At 59.6% G+C, this 20,006-nt stretch carries 14 protein-coding genes; 6 read left to right on the forward strand and 8 right to left on the reverse strand.

Annotated features, from left to right (window positions below):
* The first annotated feature begins 1 nt into the window (after position 1).
* The 5 genes from GOQ28_RS14475 to GOQ28_RS14495 all read left to right on the forward strand — a co-directional run bounded on the left by GOQ28_RS14475 (position 2) and on the right by GOQ28_RS14495 (position 5,905).
* Positions 2 to 1,186 carry a CaiB/BaiF CoA transferase family protein gene (locus GOQ28_RS14475; protein ID WP_160356942.1) on the forward strand — a complete coding sequence of 395 codons (1,185 nt, stop codon included), beginning with the start codon at positions 2 to 4 and terminating at the stop codon, positions 1,184 to 1,186.
* A gap of 30 nt (positions 1,187 to 1,216) precedes the next feature.
* The gene (locus GOQ28_RS14480) at positions 1,217 to 2,347 is read left to right on the forward strand and encodes an acyl-CoA dehydrogenase family protein (RefSeq protein ID WP_160356943.1); all 1,131 of its coding nucleotides are present in this window, start codon (positions 1,217 to 1,219) and stop codon (positions 2,345 to 2,347) included.
* 10 nt (positions 2,348 to 2,357) lie between these two features.
* Entirely contained in the window at positions 2,358 to 3,497 is a 1,140-nt protein-coding gene (locus GOQ28_RS14485; protein WP_160356944.1) for a CaiB/BaiF CoA transferase family protein, read from the forward strand.
* Positions 3,498 to 3,623: 126 nt separating this feature from the next.
* Positions 3,624 to 5,252 carry an AMP-binding protein gene (locus GOQ28_RS14490; RefSeq protein WP_236844355.1) on the forward strand — a complete coding sequence of 543 codons (1,629 nt, stop codon included), beginning with the start codon at positions 3,624 to 3,626 and terminating at the stop codon, positions 5,250 to 5,252.
* Between the two features lie 38 nt (positions 5,253 to 5,290).
* Positions 5,291 to 5,905 (forward strand): TetR/AcrR family transcriptional regulator, encoded by a 615-nt coding sequence (locus GOQ28_RS14495; RefSeq protein WP_160351389.1) that lies wholly within the window; start codon positions 5,291 to 5,293, stop codon positions 5,903 to 5,905.
* 49 nt (positions 5,906 to 5,954) lie between these two features.
* Here the strand turns inward: GOQ28_RS14495 and GOQ28_RS14500 are convergent, their stop codons facing one another.
* The 6 genes from GOQ28_RS14500 to ggt all read right to left on the reverse strand — a co-directional run bounded on the left by GOQ28_RS14500 (position 5,955) and on the right by ggt (position 16,943).
* A complete protein-coding gene (locus GOQ28_RS14500; RefSeq protein WP_160356946.1) occupies positions 5,955 to 9,668 on the reverse strand; it encodes an autotransporter family protein in 3,714 nt (1,237 codons plus the stop codon).
* A 244-nt stretch (positions 9,669 to 9,912) separates the two neighbouring features.
* Positions 9,913 to 11,784, reverse strand: a complete 1,872-nt coding sequence (locus tag GOQ28_RS14505; RefSeq protein WP_236844374.1) for a dipeptide ABC transporter ATP-binding protein — start codon at positions 11,782 to 11,784, stop codon at positions 9,913 to 9,915.
* Between the two features lie 14 nt (positions 11,785 to 11,798).
* Positions 11,799 to 12,677 (reverse strand): nickel transporter permease, encoded by an 879-nt coding sequence (gene nikC / locus GOQ28_RS14510; RefSeq protein ID WP_160356947.1) that lies wholly within the window; start codon positions 12,675 to 12,677, stop codon positions 11,799 to 11,801.
* The gene (locus GOQ28_RS14515; protein ID WP_160351392.1) at positions 12,674 to 13,618 is read right to left on the reverse strand and encodes an ABC transporter permease; all 945 of its coding nucleotides are present in this window, start codon (positions 13,616 to 13,618) and stop codon (positions 12,674 to 12,676) included. Before GOQ28_RS14515 ends, nikC begins: the two co-directional genes overlap by 4 nt.
* 103 nt (positions 13,619 to 13,721) lie before the next feature.
* Positions 13,722 to 15,236 (reverse strand): ABC transporter substrate-binding protein, encoded by a 1,515-nt coding sequence (locus GOQ28_RS14520; RefSeq protein ID WP_160356948.1) that lies wholly within the window; start codon positions 15,234 to 15,236, stop codon positions 13,722 to 13,724.
* A gap of 78 nt (positions 15,237 to 15,314) precedes the next feature.
* Complete coding sequence (ggt, locus tag GOQ28_RS14525) at positions 15,315 to 16,943, reverse strand: gamma-glutamyltransferase (RefSeq protein WP_160351394.1); 1,629 nt, start codon at positions 16,941 to 16,943, stop codon at positions 15,315 to 15,317.
* A 114-nt stretch (positions 16,944 to 17,057) separates the two neighbouring features.
* On the opposite strand from ggt, the gene GOQ28_RS14530 reads away from it, so the two are divergent.
* Positions 17,058 to 17,963 carry a LysR family transcriptional regulator gene (locus GOQ28_RS14530; RefSeq protein ID WP_160351395.1) on the forward strand — a complete coding sequence of 302 codons (906 nt, stop codon included), beginning with the start codon at positions 17,058 to 17,060 and terminating at the stop codon, positions 17,961 to 17,963.
* A gap of 22 nt (positions 17,964 to 17,985) precedes the next feature.
* Here the strand turns inward: GOQ28_RS14530 and GOQ28_RS14535 are convergent, their stop codons facing one another.
* Both GOQ28_RS14535 and GOQ28_RS14540 read right to left on the reverse strand, forming a co-directional pair.
* Positions 17,986 to 18,324: a P-II family nitrogen regulator gene (locus tag GOQ28_RS14535; RefSeq protein WP_160351396.1), complete on the reverse strand. Its 339-nt coding sequence runs from the start codon at positions 18,322 to 18,324 to the stop codon at positions 17,986 to 17,988.
* 23 nt (positions 18,325 to 18,347) lie between these two features.
* Positions 18,348 to 19,991: an NAD+ synthase gene (locus tag GOQ28_RS14540; protein WP_236844375.1), complete on the reverse strand. Its 1,644-nt coding sequence runs from the start codon at positions 19,989 to 19,991 to the stop codon at positions 18,348 to 18,350.
* Positions 19,992 to 20,006 lie beyond the last annotated feature (15 nt).

Genomic DNA, 20,006 nt, shown 5'->3' on the forward strand with positions numbered 1-20,006 from the left:
CATGGTCAATCACGCCTCCACTGGCTCCACCAACGCCGCGCCCCGCAAGCCCCTCGAGGGCGTGCGTATCATCGATATGTCGCGGCTCGCGCCCGGCCCTTATTGCACGATGTTGCTGGCCGATTTAGGCGCCGAAGTCATCGTCGTCGGCGGTGGCCGTGCGGGCAACCCCATCGCCACCTTCTCGCGCGGCAAACACTTCATCAAATTGGATCTGAAGTCCGAAGCCGGACAGCGCGCGCTGCAGCGCTTGTGCCAGACCGCGGACGTGTTCGTCGAGAGTTTCCGCCCGGGTGTATGCGACAGGCTAGGCGCAGGCTACGAAGCCCTTAGTAAAGAGAATCCCCGTCTGGTCTACTGCTCCGTCACTGGCTACGGGCAAAAGGGCCCGCTGGCTCAGGAGGCGGGCCACGATATCTCGTATCTGGCTTTGACCGGTGTGCTCGGCGCCATCGGTCCGGCAGATGGGCCACCCTCTGTGCCATTGAATCTGCTGGCCGATTTCGCCGCCGGCAGCTTTATAGCGGCCTTGGGCATCGTGGCTGCGCTGTTCGATCGGACCCGCACGGGCAAGGGTCAATACGTCGACGCCGCCATGATTGACGGCTGTTTATCATTGATGGCCATGCATTGGCCGGTATGGCAGACCCCGATATTGCCCGAGCGCGGCCAGGGTCTGTTGGCGGGCGGCGCGCCCTACTATCGATGTTATGAATGCGCGGACGGCAAGTATGTGTCCGTTGGCGCGCTCGAACACCAGTTCTTTGTCAACTTATGGAAGGTGTTGTTCGACACCGAACCTCCCGACCACATGGACATGCGTCTGTGGCCAGAAATACGCGAGCGATTCACGGCCCGGTTCCGGGAGAAGACGCGTGACGAATGGGCCGAGATGTTCATCGGCAAAGACGCCTGCATCATGCCGGTGTTCAGCCCGGAGGAAGTCTGGAATCAACCTCATATCACGGCGCGTCATGCGACTTCCAACGCTTTAAGCGTGCCCGTCATCCCGCGTTTTGGCGCGGAACCCTTTACCCCGCCCGCCACCGATACCACCGATCGGTCGGATGAGATCCTTGCCGCCGTCGGATTGACTGCCGAGGAGATCGCATTGGCCAGCCCGGAATCGGAGCGCAACCGCATACCGTCGCGCACCTGGCCGCCCAAGATGACAGCAACGGAATAATCGCGCGAATCGCGTGGACAGGAGACTCACATGCTGATTTCCCAGTATGACGATACATACGCGAGTTTTCGCGAACAGGTACGCCGTTTCGCAAAGGAGAAAGTCGCCCCCTTCGCCGCCAAGGTGGACGACGAAGCCCGCCCTCCCCTTGAGGCATATCAGGCCAGCCTTGATCTGGGCTTGCCCGGCCTGCCCTTTAGCGAGGCGTTTGGCGGACAAGAAGGCGACGTCTTTACCCAGATCATCACGGTAGAAGAGCTCGCCCGGGTGTGCGCATCGACCGCCACTACCATTTCGACCTGCTGGATCATGATGCTCGTGCAACGGTTCGGCACCGACGCGCAAAAAGAGATGATCATCCCTCCCGTGGTTCGCGGTGAACACCGTTCAGCCTGGGGATTGACGGAACCTAAAGGCGGCTCTGATCTGATGGGCGTGGTGACGAGCGCGAAGCGCACCGAGACCGGATGGTTGCTTAACGGTACCAAGCGCTTCATCACCAACGGGGGCTGGGCGGACTGGTACTTGATCTTCGCGCGAACAGAGGCCGATAAATTTGGCATCTTCCTGGTCAGCAAAGACGACGCTGGCGTGTCATTTGGCGCGCCGGAACGCAAGATGGGCCTGCGCGGCAGCCCTACTTCCGATGTCATCCTCGAGAACTGCGAAATCCCTTTGGACCGTGTCATCGGCGATCCGGCAAAAGGCGGCGATTACATTCGCGCAGGCCTGCTGGCATCGCGGCTGAAATACGCAGCGCATGGCTTGGGCATCGCACAAGGCGCGCTGGACGAAGCGATCGCTTATACCCAACAGCGCGAGCAGTTCGGCCGTCCCATCGCGGATTTTCAGATGATCAAGGGCATGGTCGCTGACATGGCGATGAAGGTCGAGGCTGGCCGAACGATGCTGATGCATGCCGCCACGCTGGTCGTCAACCAACTGCCCGACGCCAAGAAATATGCCTCTATGGCCAAGGTGCTTTGCACGGATGCGGCGATGTCCGTGGCGACAGATGCGGTGCAACTACACGGCGGCTATGGGTTCCTGAAGGACTACCCCGTCGAGCGCATGCTGCGCGATGCCAAGGTGACGCAGATCTGGGAAGGCACCAACCAGATTCAGCGCCTGATGATCGCTAAAGATGTCTACAAGCGCTAAGGAGAAGACCATGTCCTCGGTATTAGAAGGCGTGAAAGTTCTCGAGTTATGCGAGGTCTTTCAGGGGCCGCTGGCCGGTCAGATCCTTGGCGACTTTGGCGCCGATGTGCTGAAGATCGAACGCCCGGGGCGTGGCGATTCGCTACGCCACAGCGATACGGTCGCCAACGCTCACGGCAAGATGGGCAGCTACTTCGGCGCCGTGAATCGCAATAAGCGATCGATCTGTCTGGACCTGAAAAGCCCGGACGACCAGGAACACTTCCGGCGCCTGTTGCAAGAGGCAGACGTGCTGATGCACAACTACCGGCCCGGCGTACTCGAGCGGATGGGCTTTAGCTATGCGGAAGTGCAGAAGATCAATCCGCGCATCATCTATGCCGGGGCCAGCGGATTCGGCGAGAGCGGCCCGCTATCGGGCATGGCGGGACAAGACTTTCTGATTCAATCCATCAGCGGCATCGCGTGGAAGACCACCGCGGCGGCTAACGCACCCACGTTCATCAACGTTCCTATCGCGGACTACACCTCGGGCTTGTTGTTGGCCCAAGGCATTCTGCTCGCCATCCTTGAACGCCAGCGCTCGGGCCTAGGCCAGCAGGTGAACGTCTCGCTTTTCAATGCGCTGATCGCCATGCAAAGCCTGGAGGCCGCTACCGCTTTGAATTACGACTACGAGACACGCTGGTTCGAGCGCGCCTTGAATTTCACCGCGCAAGCCAGCGATGGCTGGTTGACCGTCATCGGATTTTTTCGGGATAACCCACTGCAGCTTATCTGCAAGGGACTGGGTATCGAGGATTTATCGACCACGCCTGGATGGACAGACAAACACGGCCAGGCGGCTAACAAAGAGGCCATTGCAGAAGTCCTGCGCCCGCATTTTCTCCCGCTTACAGTCGCGCAGAGCGTAGAACAACTTCAAGGCGCCGGTGTCCTCGCCGCACCTATTCTGGATTTCAATCAGGTGCTGGCACATCCCCAAGTCGCCGCGAATGAATTGATCGCCACCGTCCCCGTGTCCGGCCAGGAGGACATGCGCTTTATTGGTAGCCCCGTCAAACTATCTCGCACCCCCGCAACGGTCAGACGTGGTCCCCCGGCGCTAAATGCTCACCGCACGGAGATCATAGAAAAAAGCGGGGATTGAGGGCACGCGCGCATTCCCGGGGCGGCGACAGGCCCGTACACTATCGCTTCCCCAAAGCTTTCATACGAATAAATGATGGTGGATAGAGACAATCAAGCCGGCTGCGCGCCCTTTTCCGACCCTGCCATGGACCAATGGACCGTGCCCGCGATCCTGGCCCAGGCCGTAGCCCAATTCGCATCGCGGCCCTTTCTGGAACTCGCCGGCGACGTGTGCGAAACCTATGCCGAGATGGGCCAGCGTGTGGCGGACCTGGCCGGCCGCCTGTTTGGATTGGGCGTACGACCCGGCGATCGCGTGCTAAGCATGCTGCCCAATTCATTACACGCGGTCCACGCCTGGTTAGCGACCAATCGGCTCAACGCGGTCGATGTCGGGATCAACACGGGATATAAGGGCAAAAGCCTCGAGCACGCGGCGAATCTGAGCGAGGCCAGGATACTGCTTACCACGGCCCCGTATCTGGAGGTGATTCTGCAGTCAAGCGAACAGCTCACGCATTTGCGCACCATCGTGCTGCTCGACGACAGTGTGGCGAGCCGATCGCTGGACACAGGTAAGCTGGAGGTACTGCGATGTGCCGATGTGACATCCGGATCATGCGACGACTCTATCGCAGCCGCTCCCTCCGACATTGGCTCGATCATCTACACCTCCGGGACCAGCGGCCCGGCTAAGGGTGTGATGATTCCCCATGCGCAGATTGCGCTGCTGGCGACAAGCGCCGCGCGGAAGATGGACCTCACGCAGGATGATGTCTTCTTTTCTTTCTACCCGATGTACCACATGGCCGGCAAATTCATGTCGGTACTTGCCACCATGGTGGCTGGCGGCAAGGTGGTGCTCGATAGCGGTTTCGATCCCTCGCAATGGCTCACTCGTATTCGCGATTATGGCGCCACGGTGACGGCCGCCCATGGGCCCATGCTTGAAATGGTCTATGCGCAGCCGCCGGGCCCGGGCGATCGGCAGCACCAGCTGCGGCTCATCCGAACCGCACCCTTTCCAAAGCGCATAGCGGCTCAATTCGAGGCCCGCTTTGGAGTACGCGGAATGGAGGTCTGGGGCCTGACGGAGATCGGCATCCCCTGCTGGACAGATTATCGTGAACCCCTGCGCGTGGGTTCATGCGGCAAAGTCGATACGGAACATTTTGAGTTCGCCGTGCTCGACCCGCGTGACCAGGCTTTGCCCGCCGGCCAGATAGGCGAATTCGCGATACGTCCGCGCCAGCCTTGGATCGTCATGCAGGGCTATCTCGGTATGCCGGATAAAACGGTCGCGGCATGGCGCAATCTTTGGTTCCACACCGGCGATTGTGGCTATGTTGATGAGGACGGCTATGTGTACTTCGTGGACCGCGCCAAAGAGCGTATCCGCCGGCGTGCCGAAAACATCTCGGCAGGTGATATCGAGGCTGCGGCGCTGCTGCACCCGGATATCAAAGAAGCGGCCGCCGTTGGCGTGGAGTCGGGCTATGAAGGCGATGATGATATATTGCTCTGCGTTGTCCCTCGGGCTGGCGCCGCGCTGAACCACATCGAGCTCCTGCGCTTTTTGATGCGTGAGCTGCCCCATTTCATGATGCCGCGCTATCTGTGTCAGCTCCCGGCCATGCCGCGCACTGTCACGGGAAAACTACAGCGTGCCCTCGTCAAGGAACAGGCTTGCCGCACCGAACTATGGGATCGTAAACGTGCCGGCGTTGCGCTGCGCGATCTCGCGGTATCCCCCCCGGCTACAGAGGTGGGATGAGGGCGCGTCGCCCAGGTATTTTTTCAACTGGTTGAGCAATGGCAAAGAAAAAGCAAGACAAAGAAGCAAGCGTAGAGAAAATTGAACGTGCGGCCTTGATGTTGTTCGCGCGCTATGGCTATACGGAAACCAGCCTCGAGCAGGTGGCCGACGAGGCCGGATTCACCAAGGGCGCGGTCTACTACTACTTCAAAACAAAAGAAGCCTTGCTGGTGTACTTGTTGGATCGCATCCGCGAACGCTCCATTTTGCGCACGCAAGATTATCTGCGTGCGCACACCGGCACTGCGGTAGACAAGCTGGTGGCGTTCGTACAGCAGCAGGCGATCTGGGCGGCCAAGAATCCCGACGACCTCGTCATACTGATCCTCACCAGTCTGCAGTTCCGCGAAACCGACACGCCGGCCAGGCAATCGGTTCGCGCGTACTACGGTGTCATGACAGAGGTATTGACTGAAATCTTCAGCGAAGGCGTGAAGAAAGGCGAGCTCTCTCGCACGCTGGATATTGAGACCACGGTCCTGGCCAACATCGCCCGGCATGACGGTAACATGCTGCTCTGGTATCGCAGCGGCCGAGACCCCGAGGTCGGCCGTAAGCTCACCCAGTCATCATGCAACGCAGTGCGGCGCTTTGGCGTGGAACTCGCCTGACCGATCAAACTGACGGGCGAATCAGAGAAACCGAGCTTCCGCAGATTCCTCAATAGCGATACGTCAGTGATACGTTGCCGCCCGTCTCGCGATAACGGTCATTGCCTCGGCTATGAAACAAGCCCGCGTTTAAGGACACGTTGCGGTTAACCTCGCCTTGCACGCCTAGCTTCAGCTGACCGACCTTGCGACCGCTATTCGTATTCACTTTGGCCTCGTCCGTTTTCACGCCGTAGCCCTTGCTCGTGTGTAACCAGCTGGCTTCGATATGCGGCGTAACCATGGTCGTCAGACCCGTGCGGATTTGCGCCGCAGCGCGCACGGCGACCGTCGTTTGCACGCGTGAGCTGTTTTCGAATTTGACGTTGGTTCCATCAGCTTGATGCAGGTTCTTTGAACGCACGTTCTGATAAATGGCTTGCGTGCGCGGCTGGATCAAGTACTTCACATTGGCCCGCTCCGCCAATTTGACGTTGTAGCCCACCTCCACCGACCCCGTGACGCCTTGCGCGTCGTACTTTTGCGCGGGCGCGTTCGCGCCTTTCGCACGGTTGTCGAAGCGGTTCCACATCAGCCAGCTGTCTGCGTAGATGCCTTGGCCAGCGCCCGTGTTCTGCTGAAAGGTGCCATACAGGCCAAAGCCATGACCGTCCACCTTGCCCGAGGCCGAGCTGTTCAGACGATTCGAACGTGTTTCACCGGCATAGTGGCCATACCCGCCCATCACTCCGGCGGTGAACTGATTGCCGGTGTGGTTGGATTGTTTGAGCATGTCAACGCCCATCATGACCGTGTTCTGATCGCCCGTGGTTTTCAGCTGGCCGGTGCTGTCTTGCGACTGACTGCGCGAACCGCTATAGCGAACCCAGGCATTGCCGCGCTGGGAACCAGCGGCGTTGGGATTGTAGCTACCCAGGCGATCGCTCAAGCTCATCTGGAACATCGTATTCGCTGCGCGGGCATTGCCGTTGTAGGCACCAGCCTCGGGGCGTATAGCCATATCCTGTGCGCTCGGTGGTGGGGGCATGGTTACGACTGGCGGTGCGACCTGTTCTAAAGGGGTCTCGGCCTCATCGGATTGCTCCGTGTCGACGTCCGCTTCAATGTCATCCTCCGCAGCATCGTCCTCCGCAGCATCGTTTTCCGTAGCATCGTCCTCCTGCTCCTCTTCTTCTGCCACGTCCATGACGAAGATTTCCGACTTACCAGCGGACTCTGGGATTTCAGAAGACGATGGATCCATCCCGGGTTCCGGCGCAGGCGCCGATACCGCTGGGAGAGCGGGCTTCGATTCCGCGTCCAACGACAACACCGGGGCCCGCGCAAGTTCCTGTTGTGGATCAGTCCCGTCGGCGGCGTTCGCGACGACGAGCGCTCGGCTATTAGCGCCAGGCTCGCCGGCGGAGGTGCCGGTAGGCGCCGCCTGTTGAGCAGGAGCAGGTAGAGCCAACTGCCCGCTCACGGGGACGACCGGGTCGGACGGCTGCTCGACGGGCGTCCACGGCACGAGCTGGTTGCCTGATGATTCATCAGCAACGACGGACTGGACCGATGGTTGCCATACGACAAGAGCCCGGTCATTCATGCCGGGGTCAGCGCTTGGCTGACTTGGCGCATCGGGTAGAGCCAAACGCTTGGAAACCACCGGGTCGGCGGGCTGCGAACCTGTCGAATTCCAAACAACCAATTGATTATCCGTGGTGCTTACCAGCTCAGGTCGGGTCCTCGGCGCAACGGCCTGCTGTGCGATAGAGGCTCTATCGGAAGCCATATCCAACATTCCGTTCGAGCCCCCCTGCGAGCCCCCGCCATCCCAATATTCAAGCGCCGAATCCCATAAATTTGAGACCGCCCCCTGGACATCATCGGATTTCATAACAGTGCGGTACGTCTTCGCAGCCACTGTGGCGGCCGATTTCGCATCGGCCAGCTGATGCACAGCCTCCCTGACCATCCGACCCGTGGGGTGGTTCAAGCGTTGGAGATTCCTCAATGCACTGTTCAATTCCGACGGACCAAGCCCCTCAATCTTGGATTTCATTTCCCCAACTAAATCTTGCAGCTCGGCTGGATGTAGATTTTTCGGTACGGGCATACCGACCGCTGCTCCGATAGTGGGCCTTAACTTCGGGTTATCGACATCGGTTAATAGCTTCGCCTGAGCAGCCGCTGCGGCCTGCTGGGCGGCTGCCAAGTCACCCTGAGCATCGCGTGTAACACGCAGATTGTTCAAGTCATTCAGAAAAAGGGTAACCGTCGCGACGCTCTGCCCGTGCGTTAAACCGGTGGTAAACGCCGCCGGCATGTACTGGCTTACTGTCTCCGTGAGCTTTTCGGGCAGCGCGGCGATTTGATCGGTAATGTAGACGCCTTGCTCAAAACGGCGTGCCGCGGCAGTGGCAGTGATCGCGGCAAGGGCAGTGACGCCAGCGGCCACAGGAGCCGCTTCCGCGACCGCACCGATAAGGTTATCGAGTTTGTCTTTACCCCACGCCACGGCGCCCCCCGTCACGACACCTAGACCATATGGAAGCGCTTCAGTGGCAACGCTGGACCAGCTACCGGTGGCCACATCAGCAGATTCCTCTTTTATAGTGGCTAATGGCGCGGGATTCTGATTCACCCAAGGTGTGACCTGTTGCCCAACCGAGCTCTTGGCCGGCGCGTTAGCAGTAGCGGCGTACCCAATCGAGGCGTTCTCGAATGCAATATCCCCAACCCCATTCGGCTCGGCCTGCGGCTCCCCGCCCTCCCAATATTCCGACGCCGTGTCCCACAGGCGCGAGACCGCCTCCTGGACCTCATCGGATTTCATGACAGCGCGGTAGCCCTTCGCAGCCGTCGCGGTGGCGGATTTCGCATCGACCACCTGTCGCACAGTCTCTCTGACTATCCAACCACAGGTGTGGTGCATGCGCTGCAGTTGCGCCAACGCCTTGTTCAATTGCGAGGCATCGAGCCCCTCGATCTTAGACTTCAACTCGGCGACGTGCTTTTGCAGCTCGGCATGGTCTAAATTTTTTGGTAATTGCATACCGAAAGCGGCTGCGATTGTGCCCCTCAGATTGGCGTTATCGACGTCTTTCAAGAGCTTCGCCTGGGCTGCGGCAGCAGCCTGCTGTGCCGCTATCACGTCAGCCTGAGCATGGTGAGCGAGACGCAAATTATTTAAGTCGTTCAGAAAAAGACCGACGGTCCCGGCGTTATATCCGTGCGTGACGCCCGTATTAAAAGCCGTCGGCATGTACTGACTTACGGTCTCGGTGACCGTTTCGGGCAGAGCGGCGATCTGATCGGTGATGTAGACACCCTGCTCAAACTGGCGGGCGGCGGCAGTAGCGGCGATTGCGACCAGCGCGGAGACGCCGGCGGTCACTGGATCGGCTTGCACGGCTGTGCTGATCAGGCTACCGAGTTTGTCCTTGCCCCACGCCACGGCGCCCCCTGTCACTACACCCAGGCCATATGGAATAGCGTCCGCGGCGACAGTGGACCAAGCAGACGAGGACATCTTGGCCGCTTGATTGACGGTGTTGGCGAGAGAGGAATAAGAGAACCAGCCATCAGTAGTCGTCTGTTCCTGGAGCGCCGCAGGGCGCAGCGCGAGCGTCTTATTCTGCGCATAGGCGGACGCTGAACACGGAATAGCCAACGCCAGTATTGCCGCGCGAAAAGTCTTGTATGGGAACCGGGCGGGAAATGTGAATGAACGGCGCGGAGAGGCCTGGCCGGCAGATTTCGCCGTAACAGTCGTCGTGGTCATGCTGTCGCATTCCTATGAAGGTCTAGAACGCGGGCATGATGAATTAATAAATTTCAGATTGAAGTTATAGAACTCATTTGTCGCAAATATCGGACTAAAGGAAATTTTAGATTTCACTTCAATCTAGAATTTCCATGAAAAAAGGAGCCGACAAGCGGCTCCCTTTTTGTGACTTCCCACTACGGACCAGTGACCTCGTGGCGTTGAGCCACGTAACTCAGGCCGAGTTAGAGCCAGCTGACTGCTACCCCGCGTACACCCCCACCGGATGACGCGCGACGAAATGACCCTCGCCCACCTGCACTAGCGGTGCGACGACCGGATCGTCGCCCACCTTGCGCACAGGACTGGGGATTTCATCGACGAGCAGCGACCTGGCGCGATGTCTGCGCTGGGGATCGGCGATGGGTACAGCGTCCATCAACTTGCGGGTATACGGGTGTTGCGGATTCTCGAAAATGGCACGTCTTGGGCCTATTTCAACGATCTGGCCCAGGTACATCACCGCCACGCGATGGCTGATGCGTTCCACCACAGCCATATCGTGCGAGATGAACAGCAATGCAATGCCCAGCTCACGTTGCAAATCGAGAAGCAAGTTCACGATCTGCGCCTGAATCGACACGTCGAGTGCGGAGACAGATTCGTCGGCCACAATCACTTTGGGATTCAGTGCGAGGGCGCGCGCAATGGAGATGCGCTGACGCTGCCCTCCGGAGAACTCGTGGGGATAACGGTCTACCATTTCCGGCAGCAGGCCACATTTATCCATCAGCCAACGCACACGCTCCTGAGCTTGCGCGCCCCGCGCCACGTTGTGAATCAAGAGCGGTTCCATAATGGAATGACCCACGGTCATACGCGGGTCCAGGGACGCGAACGGATCCTGGAAGATGAACTGGATATGGCGGCGCAGCGTCTGCATGGCGGCACCGCGCAGGCTGCCGATGTTCTGCCCATCGAATTCGATGCTACCGCCTTGGCTCTTGACCAGCTGCAATAAGGAACGGCCGGTCGTGGTTTTGCCGCAGCCAGACTCCCCCACCAGCGACAAGGTTTCGCCCGGATATAGGTCGAAGCTCACGCGTTCAACAGCATGCACGCGTTTCTGCACACGCCCCAGGATGCCACCCGTGATGTCGAAGCGCGTGATCAGATCCTTGACGCGCAACACCGGCCCCTGATCACGACGCACCGTACTGGGTAGCATGATGGGATCGTCAAGATGAGCCGTTGTGTTCTCGGCCTGGGCTTCACTGACCTTCAACAAGGGAAAGGGCGCCGGTTCATCGGTGCCCTTCATGGCACCCAGCCGTGGTACGGCCGAGAGCAGCGCGCGCGTATAGGGGTGCTTCGGCGAGGCGAAAATCTCATCCGCCCCACCCTCTTCTACCTTGTCGCCGCGATACATGACAAGAACCCGGTCGGCGACCTCTGCAACCACGCCCATATCGTGCGTGATGAAGATCACCCCCATGTCCATTTCTTCCTGCAGCTGACGGATAAGCTGCAAGATCTGCGCCTGAATCGTCACATCCAGCGCGGTGGTGGGTTCGTCGGCGATCAGCAGCTGGGGCTTGCACGACAGCGCCATCGCGATCATCACGCGCTGGCGCATACCGCCCGAGAGCTGATGCGGATAGCGATCCAGAATCGACCGCGCATCGGGAATACGCACACGTTCCAGCATGCGCAGCGCCTCGGCGCGGGAGGCATTGCCATCCAGGCCCTGATGCAGCTGCAACGCTTCGGCGATTTGCGCGCCAGCGGTGAAACTGGGATTGAGCGAGGTCATCGGCTCTTGGAAGATCATTGCGACATCGGCGCCGCGCACGCGTTCCAGGACGCGTTCGTCTGCCTGGCGCAGATCCAGCACGCTGCCGTCCCGGCGACGCAAACGCATATCGCCGTTGACGATGCGGCCGCCACCAAATTCGACCAGCCGCATGATAGCTAGTGACGTCACCGATTTACCGGAGCCCGATTCGCCGACAATGGCCAGCGTCTCGCCGCGATCGACGTGAAACGACACATCGCGCACGGCTTGAACCACACGGTCCGGCGTTTTGAATTGCACGGTCAGCCCGCTGACCTCTACGACTCGTTTTGCATCCATGTTTGTCATCGCGCTCATTTGTCTTGCCGCGGATCGAGCGCATCGCGCAAACCGTCGCCCAGCAGGTTAAAGCCCAGCACCACCAGGAAAATTGCCGTCCCGGGGAAAATCGACATCCACGGAGCCTGCACCATAAAGTTCTTGCCCGTATTGAGCATGGAGCCCCACGAGGGATTTGGCGGCTGCAAACCCAAGCCCAAGAACGACAAGCTGGCCTCGGCGATGATGGCGGTGGCAATCGTGATGGTTGCCTGTACGATGAGCGGTGGCATGATGTTGGGCAGGATATGGCGCAGAATGATGCGTGCATCCGATGCACCTAATGCGCGCGAACTTTGCACATAATCCTCGCTTTTCACGGCCAGCACCTGCCCGCGCGCCAGGCGCACGAATTTCGGCGCGGCAGACACGCCAATGGCAATCATGGCGTTGGTCAGGCTAGGCTCCAGAAAGGCAGCCAGTGCGATGGCCAAAATCAAAAACGGAATGGCCAGCAGCGCCTCGGTGAACCGGGAGATCACGCTGTCGATCCACCCACCGAAGTACCCGGATATCAACCCCAAGGGCACGCCAATGAGCACCGCAATGGCAACGGACACGACACCGGCCATGAGCGAGGCACGCGCGCCATACAGCATGCGGCTGTAGATATCGCGACCCAACTCGTCGGTGCCTAGCCAATGCGCCGCCGACGGGGCCTTGCGTATGGCCATGAAGCTGGTTTGAAAAGGATCGTAGGTCGCCAGCATCGGGGCAAAGATCGCCACGATGACCATCGCCAGCACAATGGCTGCGCCAAACAGAGCGACGCGATTACGTTTGAATTTACCCCAGGCGCGATTGCGGCTGCGGGGCGGTGCGGCATTAACAGCCGTAGCAGTCGTAGCAGTCATGCGTGCCTCAGACGTGGATTAACCAGGATGTACAGAATGTCGGCCAGGAGATTCATCACAATGAACCCGACCGCGACGCACAGGACCACCCCCTGCACCACCGCGTAGTCGCGGGTAAACACCGCGTCGACAATCAGCTTGCCGAATCCTGGAATGGTGAAAACTTGCTCGGTCAGCACGGCCCCGGCCATCAGCTCGCCGAACAACAAGGTGACCAGGGTCACGATAGGCATCAAGGCATTGCGTAGTGCGTGGCGCAACACAACGCGGCGCGCCGATACACCCTTCGCACGTGCGGTACGCACGTAGTCAGCGTTGAGCGCTTCCAGCATCGCGGAACGCGTATGACGCATCAAGTAGGCGGCAATCGCGGTCGAGAGCACCAAGGCCGGCATCAGCATCGTCTTCATCGACAGCCAGAAATCCTCGAACGGCGACACATACCCCGATGCGGGCAGCAGGCGCCATTGCACGGACACCAACATGATGAGCAGAATGCCCAGCCAGAAATTTGGAATCGACATCCCCGAGAGTGCCGCCACGTTGGCGCCCATCTCGGTCAATGTGCCCTTGCGCACAGCGGCGATGATGCCCATGGGCACGCCGACGATAATGGCAAAGAACATCGCCATGAGGGCCAGTTGCAACGTGACCGGAAGTTTTTGCGCGATCAGTTGAGTGACGGGCACATCGGTACGCAGGGAGCTTCCCAGGTCGCCCTGCAGGACGTTGGTCACCCAGGCCCAATACTGAACAGGCCAGGAAGCATTGAGTTTGTATTTCTCTCGCAAAAACTCAATAACGGCGGGATCGCGTTCCTCACCGGCCATGGTCAGCACGGCATCGCCCGGCAAGAGCTTTTGCAAAAGGAAAACAATCATCGACACGAGGATCAGTGTCGGTATGGCCACGAGCACGCGGCGCAAGATGATTTTGAACATAGAACAACCCGTAAAACGCCGACGCCACGCCTAACGACAAAAGGAGGCACGGGCCGTGCTTATGTCACGGCCCGTTGTTTGGCTGGCGACCGGCGAGGCGCGCTTACTGCGCGAAACTCACGCCTTTGAGGCGAATCATGCCGTCAGGCGAGGGATGAAACCCCTTCACCTTCTTGGACAAGACGAAGGGCCAGGGCTGATAGTACAAATACACTGCCTGCGTTTCGTCCTGCATGATCTTCTGCGCCTGATCGTAGATCTCGCGACGCTTCTCGACGTCGGGCACCTTGCGCGCTTCATTAAGCAGCTTGTCGACCTCGGGGTTGCAATAACGGCCGTCGTTCTGGCCGCCCTTGCAAGTGACGAACTGATGGATATTGCCATCCGGGTCGACGCGGCCCGACCAGCCACGCATGAGCAGTTCAAAGTTGCCGCCCTGCGCTTCGCTCAACAGCGCCGCATATTCCGTCGGACGCAGGCTCAGTTGAAAGCCAGCCTCGGCAGCCATGGCTTGCACCATCTCCGCGATGGCGGATGTCGTGGTGTTGTTGCCAAAGGCCAGTTCAGCCTTGACCGTTTCCTTGCCGGCCTCTTTCAGCAAGGCCTTTGCCTTAGCCACATCGCGTGCGGGGATGGGAAATTTATTACTGTGATAGGGGCTCGCGGGCGGGAACGGCTGATTCGCCGGTTCGAAAATCCCACCGCCGACCACCTCGTTGATCACATTACGATCCAACGAAAGCTCAAAGGCGCGACGTACGCGGGCATCCTTGAACGGGTTCGTCTCGGCGCGCTTGCCATTGCCTACATTGAAGTAGAACTGCTGGTATCCCAGACCGGAAACGTTAGCGAACTGCAGCGAAGGATCGCTTTTGACCTGTTGCGCGTCCGAAGGATTCATGCGCTCCAGAATATCGAGGCCGCCAGCACGCAGATTCGACAAGCGTACGGTCGAATCAGGAATCGGCAAGAACGTCACGCGTTTGAAGGCATAATCGCCGGCGTTGTAGTGCTTGTCGAACTTCTCCAGCACGATGCGATCGTTCTGCACGCGCTGGACAAACTGATAAGGACCCGAGCAGATGGGCTTGCGACCGACCGCGGCTGTATCGTCGGTAAACGTCTTGGGCGACAGCATCATCCCCGACCGATCTGACAAGGACGCAAGCAGTGTCGCGTCGGGCGACTTCAATTTCAATACCAGGGTCTCGGCATCCGGCGCGGAGACTTCCTGCACCGAGGTGAGCTCGCTCTTGCGCATGCTGTCGGGCAGCTTCATGGCACGCTCGATATTAGCCTTGGCGGCAGCGGCATCGAACGGCGTGCCGTCGTGAAAGACGGCATCCTTGCGCAGCTTGAACGTCAATTCGGTATTGTCGTCATTCCATGACCAGGACTCGGCCAACTGCGGCACGAATTCCAGCTTGTCATTAACGTCGATCAGCTTGTCGCACAACGACGTAAAGACAATGCGGCCAACATAAGTACGAGCACGATGCGGATCGAGGACATCGGGATCCTCTTGCAACCCGATGCGGATCTCTTGCGCGAACGCACTACCCGCGGCTGCGGCGAAGACCGCAGCGCATACACCCAGCTTAAATGCCTGACGCTTCATGTTTTTTCCCTTGTCGATGTAATAGACGCCCGACCCGTGTCGGTGAGAGACCGGGCCGGGTCGTGAACCTATTGTGGCTTAGAAACCAACCGCTTGACCATCGCGACGCGGATCGCTGGCTGCGACGTAGCCCAGCTCGTTGTCGCTTTCGTGCATGCGCCAGATAAACTGACCGGCGCCGAAATCCATATAGGGATCGTCAACCGACTTCAGCTTGTGGCCCAAGGCTTGCAGGCCGTCGACCGTCGCGCGGTTCATGGTGGACTCGATATCCAGCGTGAAATCGCGGTTGACCTTCCAACGCGGCGCATCGCAAGCCGCCTGCGGTTGCTGATGGTAGTCGAGCATCCGGATAACGGTCTGCAGGTGCCCTTGCGGCTGCATATCGCCACCCATCACGCCAAAGCTCATCACCGGCTTGCCGCCACGGGTCAGGAAGCCCGGGATGATCGTATGGAACGGACGCTTGCCGCCTTGAACGACGTTGGGCGACTTGGGATCCATCGAGAAGCCCACGCCACGGTTTTGCAGGCTGATACCGGTACCCGGCACGACCACGCCAGAGCCAAAGCCCATGTAGTTCGATTGGATAAACGAGATCATCATGCCGTTTTCGTCGGCCGCGGTCAGATAGATCGTGCCGCCAGCATGCGGACGGCCAGCCTCGAACTGCGTGGCGCGATCCAGACGGATGAGCTTGGCGCGGCTTTGCAGATAGGCGTCCGACAGCATCTGCTCGGGCGTGACGTCCATGGTGCGCGGATCGGACACGTAACGGTACAGGTCCGAGAACGCCAGCTTCATGGCTTCGATTTGCACGTGCTGCGACTCGATCGAATCGACCTTCATGTTGGCCAGATCGAAGTGCGAGCAGATGCCCAGCGCCATCAGCGCGGCAATGCCCTGCCCGTTCGGCGGGATCTCGTGCAGCTCATAGCCGCCGTAGGATTTGGAGATCGGCTTGACCCAATCCGGTTTGTAGTTGCGCAGATCGTCCAGGGTCATCGCGCCGCCGCATTCCTTGGCGAAGGCGACGATCTTCTCGGCGATCTCGCCTTCGTAGTAGTCGCGGCCACCGGTAGCGGCGATGCGACGCAGCGTGTAGGCGGCCTCGGGAATACGGAAGTGCTCGCCCGGCTTGGGCGCGCGGCCATTCGGCATGAACGTTTGGGCGTAGCCCGGCTGATCGCGCAGGTCGTCAATCGCGGCGGCCCACTTGTGCGCCACGACGGGCGGCACGGCGTAGCCACGCTCGGCGATTTCGATGGCGGGCTCGAACAGGTCCGCAAACGGCAGCTTGCCGAATTTCTCATGCAGGGCTGCCCAGCCAGCGACCACGCCAGGCACGGTCACGGCGTCCCAGCCGCGCTTGGGCTGATTTGCCAGGCCATTAGCGTCGGTGCCGTATTTGGCCTTGAAATACTCCACGTTCCACGCCGCAGGCGCGACGCCCGAGGAGTTCAAACCGTGCAGCTCCTTGCCATCCCAAAGGATGGCAAAGCAGTCACTGCCCAGCCCGCAGGATACGGGCTCAACCAGGGTAATCGTGGCGGCGGCGGCAATCGCGGCGTCAATGGCATTGCCTCCCTTGAGCAGCATGCGCAGGCCAGCCTGAGCCGCCAGCGGATGCGAGGTCGACACGACATTGCGAGCAAACTGCGGAATGCGGTGCGAGGGATAAGGGTTGTGCCAATCGAAATTTTTCATGAAAGCTCTACGCTCAAGAGAAACAGAAAAGAAAATTCTGTACAGCCGATCAACTTACTATTGTGCTTTAATTAAATCAATTTGAATAATTGATTTCTCGTAAAAAATATTTTTATGAGTAGTATTCGATTCCTACGCAGCTTTCTGGCGGTCGCCCATCACGGCTCGTTTTCCGAGGCGGCCGAACATATGGCGCTGACGCAAGCCGCCATCAGCTTTCAGATGCGCGCACTGGAAACCGATTTGGGGCGGGAATTATTCGATCGTACCGGGCGGCTGGCTATTTTGAATGCGGCAGGCCGTGAACTGCTGCCCGAGATCAAGCAGCTGGTCGAGTTCTACGACCGGCTAAAACGGCCGCGTACTTCGCCCGGGGAGTTGGCCGGTGCGGTATCCATCGGCGCCATCGTGTCCTGCATGGGAACGCTATCGAAGGTCGTTTCTCAACTCAAGCGACAGCATCCGTCACTGGATGTGCGCGTGTTGTCGGGCAAGGCAAGCGAACTGGCTAGCAAGGTGGAAGCCGGCGACCTGGACGCGGCGTTTGTCGTAGAAGGCACGCGCAAGGTGGCGAGCATGCAATGGACACCGCTATATCAGGAGCCGCTGGTCGTCGTCGCCCCGGCTGCTGTGAAAGCGCAATCGGCGGCGGCCGTACTATCGGCCAACCCCTTTTTACGATTCGATCGTACGCAGAGAACCGGCCGGCAGATCGACCGGGTATTGAGAAGATTAGGCATGCACCCAGAGGAGTTTCTGGAGCTGAACGCGATCGAAACGCTGGTGGAACTAGTGCGGCAGGAGGTCGGCGTCACACTATTGCCATTATTAAATGGCTCCAACTGGCTAAGCAGTCCCGACCTGCGGATAATCCGTTTACCCGATGAAGTCGGCCAGCCCAGCCGCAGTATCGGCATGGTCGAACGCCGGGACCACGCCCGTCAAACGATCACGCGCGAGATCTGCGCCCAGTGCCTGGAGCTGTTTCAAGCGCGTGGTCATGCACAAACTGTCGGATGATTCCGGTCCGACTGCACCGCGCTTAAAGCGCCTGATCGCCGTTTTCGCCCGTACGAATGCGGATCGCCTGTTCAACCGGCGTGACGAAAATCTTTCCATCGCCAATCTTGCCAGTACGCGCCGCCTTGATGATCGCCTCGATGGCCGGGTCTACCATATCCTCGGGCAAGACCACCTCGACGCGAATCTTCGGCAGGAAATCCACGACATACTCGGCGCCACGATATAGCTCCGTATGCCCTTTTTGACGACCGAAGCCCTTGACTTCGGTCACCGTCAGGCCACTGACGCCCACCTCGGCGAGCGCCTCACGGACTTCGTCCAGCTTGAACGGTTTGATGATGGCGGTGACTTGTTTCACGTTATTCTGACCCTGATAAAAGACTAAACCGTTTCCCGGTACCCGTTGGTGACAGGATAGCGCCAATCCCGACCGAACGCGCGCGTGGTGATGCGCGGTCCCGGAGGCGCCTGCCGGCGTTTATATTCATTGATTCGGATGAGCCGCAGAATTTGCTCGACGGCCGGCTGCGCATAGCCCGCCGCGACGATCTGCGCGGCCGATTCGTTGTGTTCGAGATGGCGCTCCATAATGCCATCGAGGACGTCATACGGTGGCAAGCTGTCCTGATCGGTCTGATCAGGCCGCAGTTCGGCCGAGGGCGGGCGCGTGATGATACGGCGCGGAATCACCTCGGTTTCGCGGTTACGCCATTCAGCCAGACGGTAGACGAGCGTCTTCGGCACGTCTTTGATCACCGCGAAGCCGCCTGCCATGTCACCGTACAGCGTGCAGTAGCCGGTCGCCAGTTCGGATTTATTACCCGTGGTCAGCACCAGATAGCCGGTTTTGTTCGACAGCGCCATCAAGAGCGTGCCGCGCACGCGCGCCTGGATGTTTTCTTCGGTCGCATCGACCGGCAAGCCCTCGAATTGCGGCGCGAGCATGCCCTCGAAGGCCTCGAAAGCCGGCGCGATGGCGATTTCGTCATGACGCACGCCCAGACGCTGCGCCATGTCGGTGGCATCCGTCTGGGAAATGCCGGCGGTGTAACGCGAGGGCATCATCACGGTGCGCACGTTCTCGGCGCCCAAGGCGTCGACGGCGACCGCCAACACCACCGCCGAATCGATCCCGCCAGACAGCCCGATAAGTGCGCCCGGAAAACCGTTTTTCCCCAGATAATCGCGCACGCCCAACACCAGCGCGTTCCATACCTGCTCTTCGAGACAAACGGGGCTCGCGTCGGCTTGCGCGGTCTCTGGATGCACGGATCCCTCGCCGTCGACATCGATCAGGCTCACACCCTCGACATAGTCGGCCAGTCGCGCGGCGCATTCGCCTTGCGCGTTCAACGCAAACGAAGCTCCGTCGAAAATCAACTCATCCTGGCCGCCCACGAGGTTCGCATACACGACGGCACAGCCGGTGTTTTGCACGCAACGACGTGCCACGGCCAGACGTTCTTCCTGTTTGCCGACACTAAAAGGCGAAGCATTGGGTACCAGCAGCACCTGCGCGCCGGCCTGCGCAGCCGCACGCGGGGCGTGCTCGAACCAGATGTCTTCGCAGATATTGACCCCGAACTTCACGCCTTTGACCTCAAATACCAGCGCTTGGTCGGCCGAGGCGAAATAGCGACGCTCATCGAACACAGAGTAATTCGGAAGTTCTCGTTTCCGATACACGCCCACCACACGGCCGTCGCAAATCACGCTGGCCGCGTTATAGAGATGTCCTTCATCGGCCAGCACATGCCCCACAATGAGGTGCAAGCCAGTCAACCCGGCACAGTCAGCGCGCAGCTGATCCAGCACGGCTTGCTGCCGTTGCACAAACGACGGGCGCAATAGCAGGTCCTCGGGCGGATAACCCGTCAATGCGAGTTCAGGCGTGACCAGAATATCGGCGCCTTGCTCGTGTGCCGAGCGGGCGGCTTGGAGGACGCGGGCGGCATTGCCGGCGAGATCGCCCACGTGAGCATTGATTTGCGCGATCCCGACGCGGACGGCACGGCTAGACGACAATTCCAAAATGGGACT

Source organism: Bordetella sp. 02P26C-1 (genome assembly GCF_009763255.1).
GTDB lineage: Bacteria > Pseudomonadota > Gammaproteobacteria > Burkholderiales > Burkholderiaceae_B > Bordetella_A.

What these genes read in the sequence shown, in the direction of transcription:
- GOQ28_RS14515 (WP_160351392.1), bottom strand. Translation starts at nt 13,618, where the DNA reads ATGTTCAAAATCATCTTGCGCCGCGTGCTCGTGGCCATACCGACACTG.
- GOQ28_RS14520 (WP_160356948.1), bottom strand. Translation starts at nt 15,236, where the DNA reads ATGAAGCGTCAGGCATTTAAGCTGGGTGTATGCGCTGCGGTCTTCGCC.
- GOQ28_RS14480 (WP_160356943.1), top strand. Translation starts at nt 1,217, where the DNA reads ATGCTGATTTCCCAGTATGACGATACATACGCGAGTTTTCGCGAACAG.
- GOQ28_RS14500 (WP_160356946.1), bottom strand. Translation starts at nt 9,668, where the DNA reads ATGACCACGACGACTGTTACGGCGAAATCTGCCGGCCAGGCCTCTCCG.
- ggt (WP_160351394.1), bottom strand. Translation starts at nt 16,943, where the DNA reads ATGAAAAATTTCGATTGGCACAACCCTTATCCCTCGCACCGCATTCCG.
- GOQ28_RS14530 (WP_160351395.1), top strand. Translation starts at nt 17,058, where the DNA reads ATGAGTAGTATTCGATTCCTACGCAGCTTTCTGGCGGTCGCCCATCAC.
- GOQ28_RS14495 (WP_160351389.1), top strand. Translation starts at nt 5,291, where the DNA reads ATGGCAAAGAAAAAGCAAGACAAAGAAGCAAGCGTAGAGAAAATTGAA.
- GOQ28_RS14485 (WP_160356944.1), top strand. Translation starts at nt 2,358, where the DNA reads ATGTCCTCGGTATTAGAAGGCGTGAAAGTTCTCGAGTTATGCGAGGTC.
- nikC (WP_160356947.1), bottom strand. Translation starts at nt 12,677, where the DNA reads ATGACTGCTACGACTGCTACGGCTGTTAATGCCGCACCGCCCCGCAGC.
- GOQ28_RS14475 (WP_160356942.1), top strand. Translation starts at nt 2, where the DNA reads ATGGTCAATCACGCCTCCACTGGCTCCACCAACGCCGCGCCCCGCAAG.
- GOQ28_RS14505 (WP_236844374.1), bottom strand. Translation starts at nt 11,784, where the DNA reads ATGGATGCAAAACGAGTCGTAGAGGTCAGCGGGCTGACCGTGCAATTC.
- GOQ28_RS14490 (WP_236844355.1), top strand. Translation starts at nt 3,624, where the DNA reads ATGGACCAATGGACCGTGCCCGCGATCCTGGCCCAGGCCGTAGCCCAA.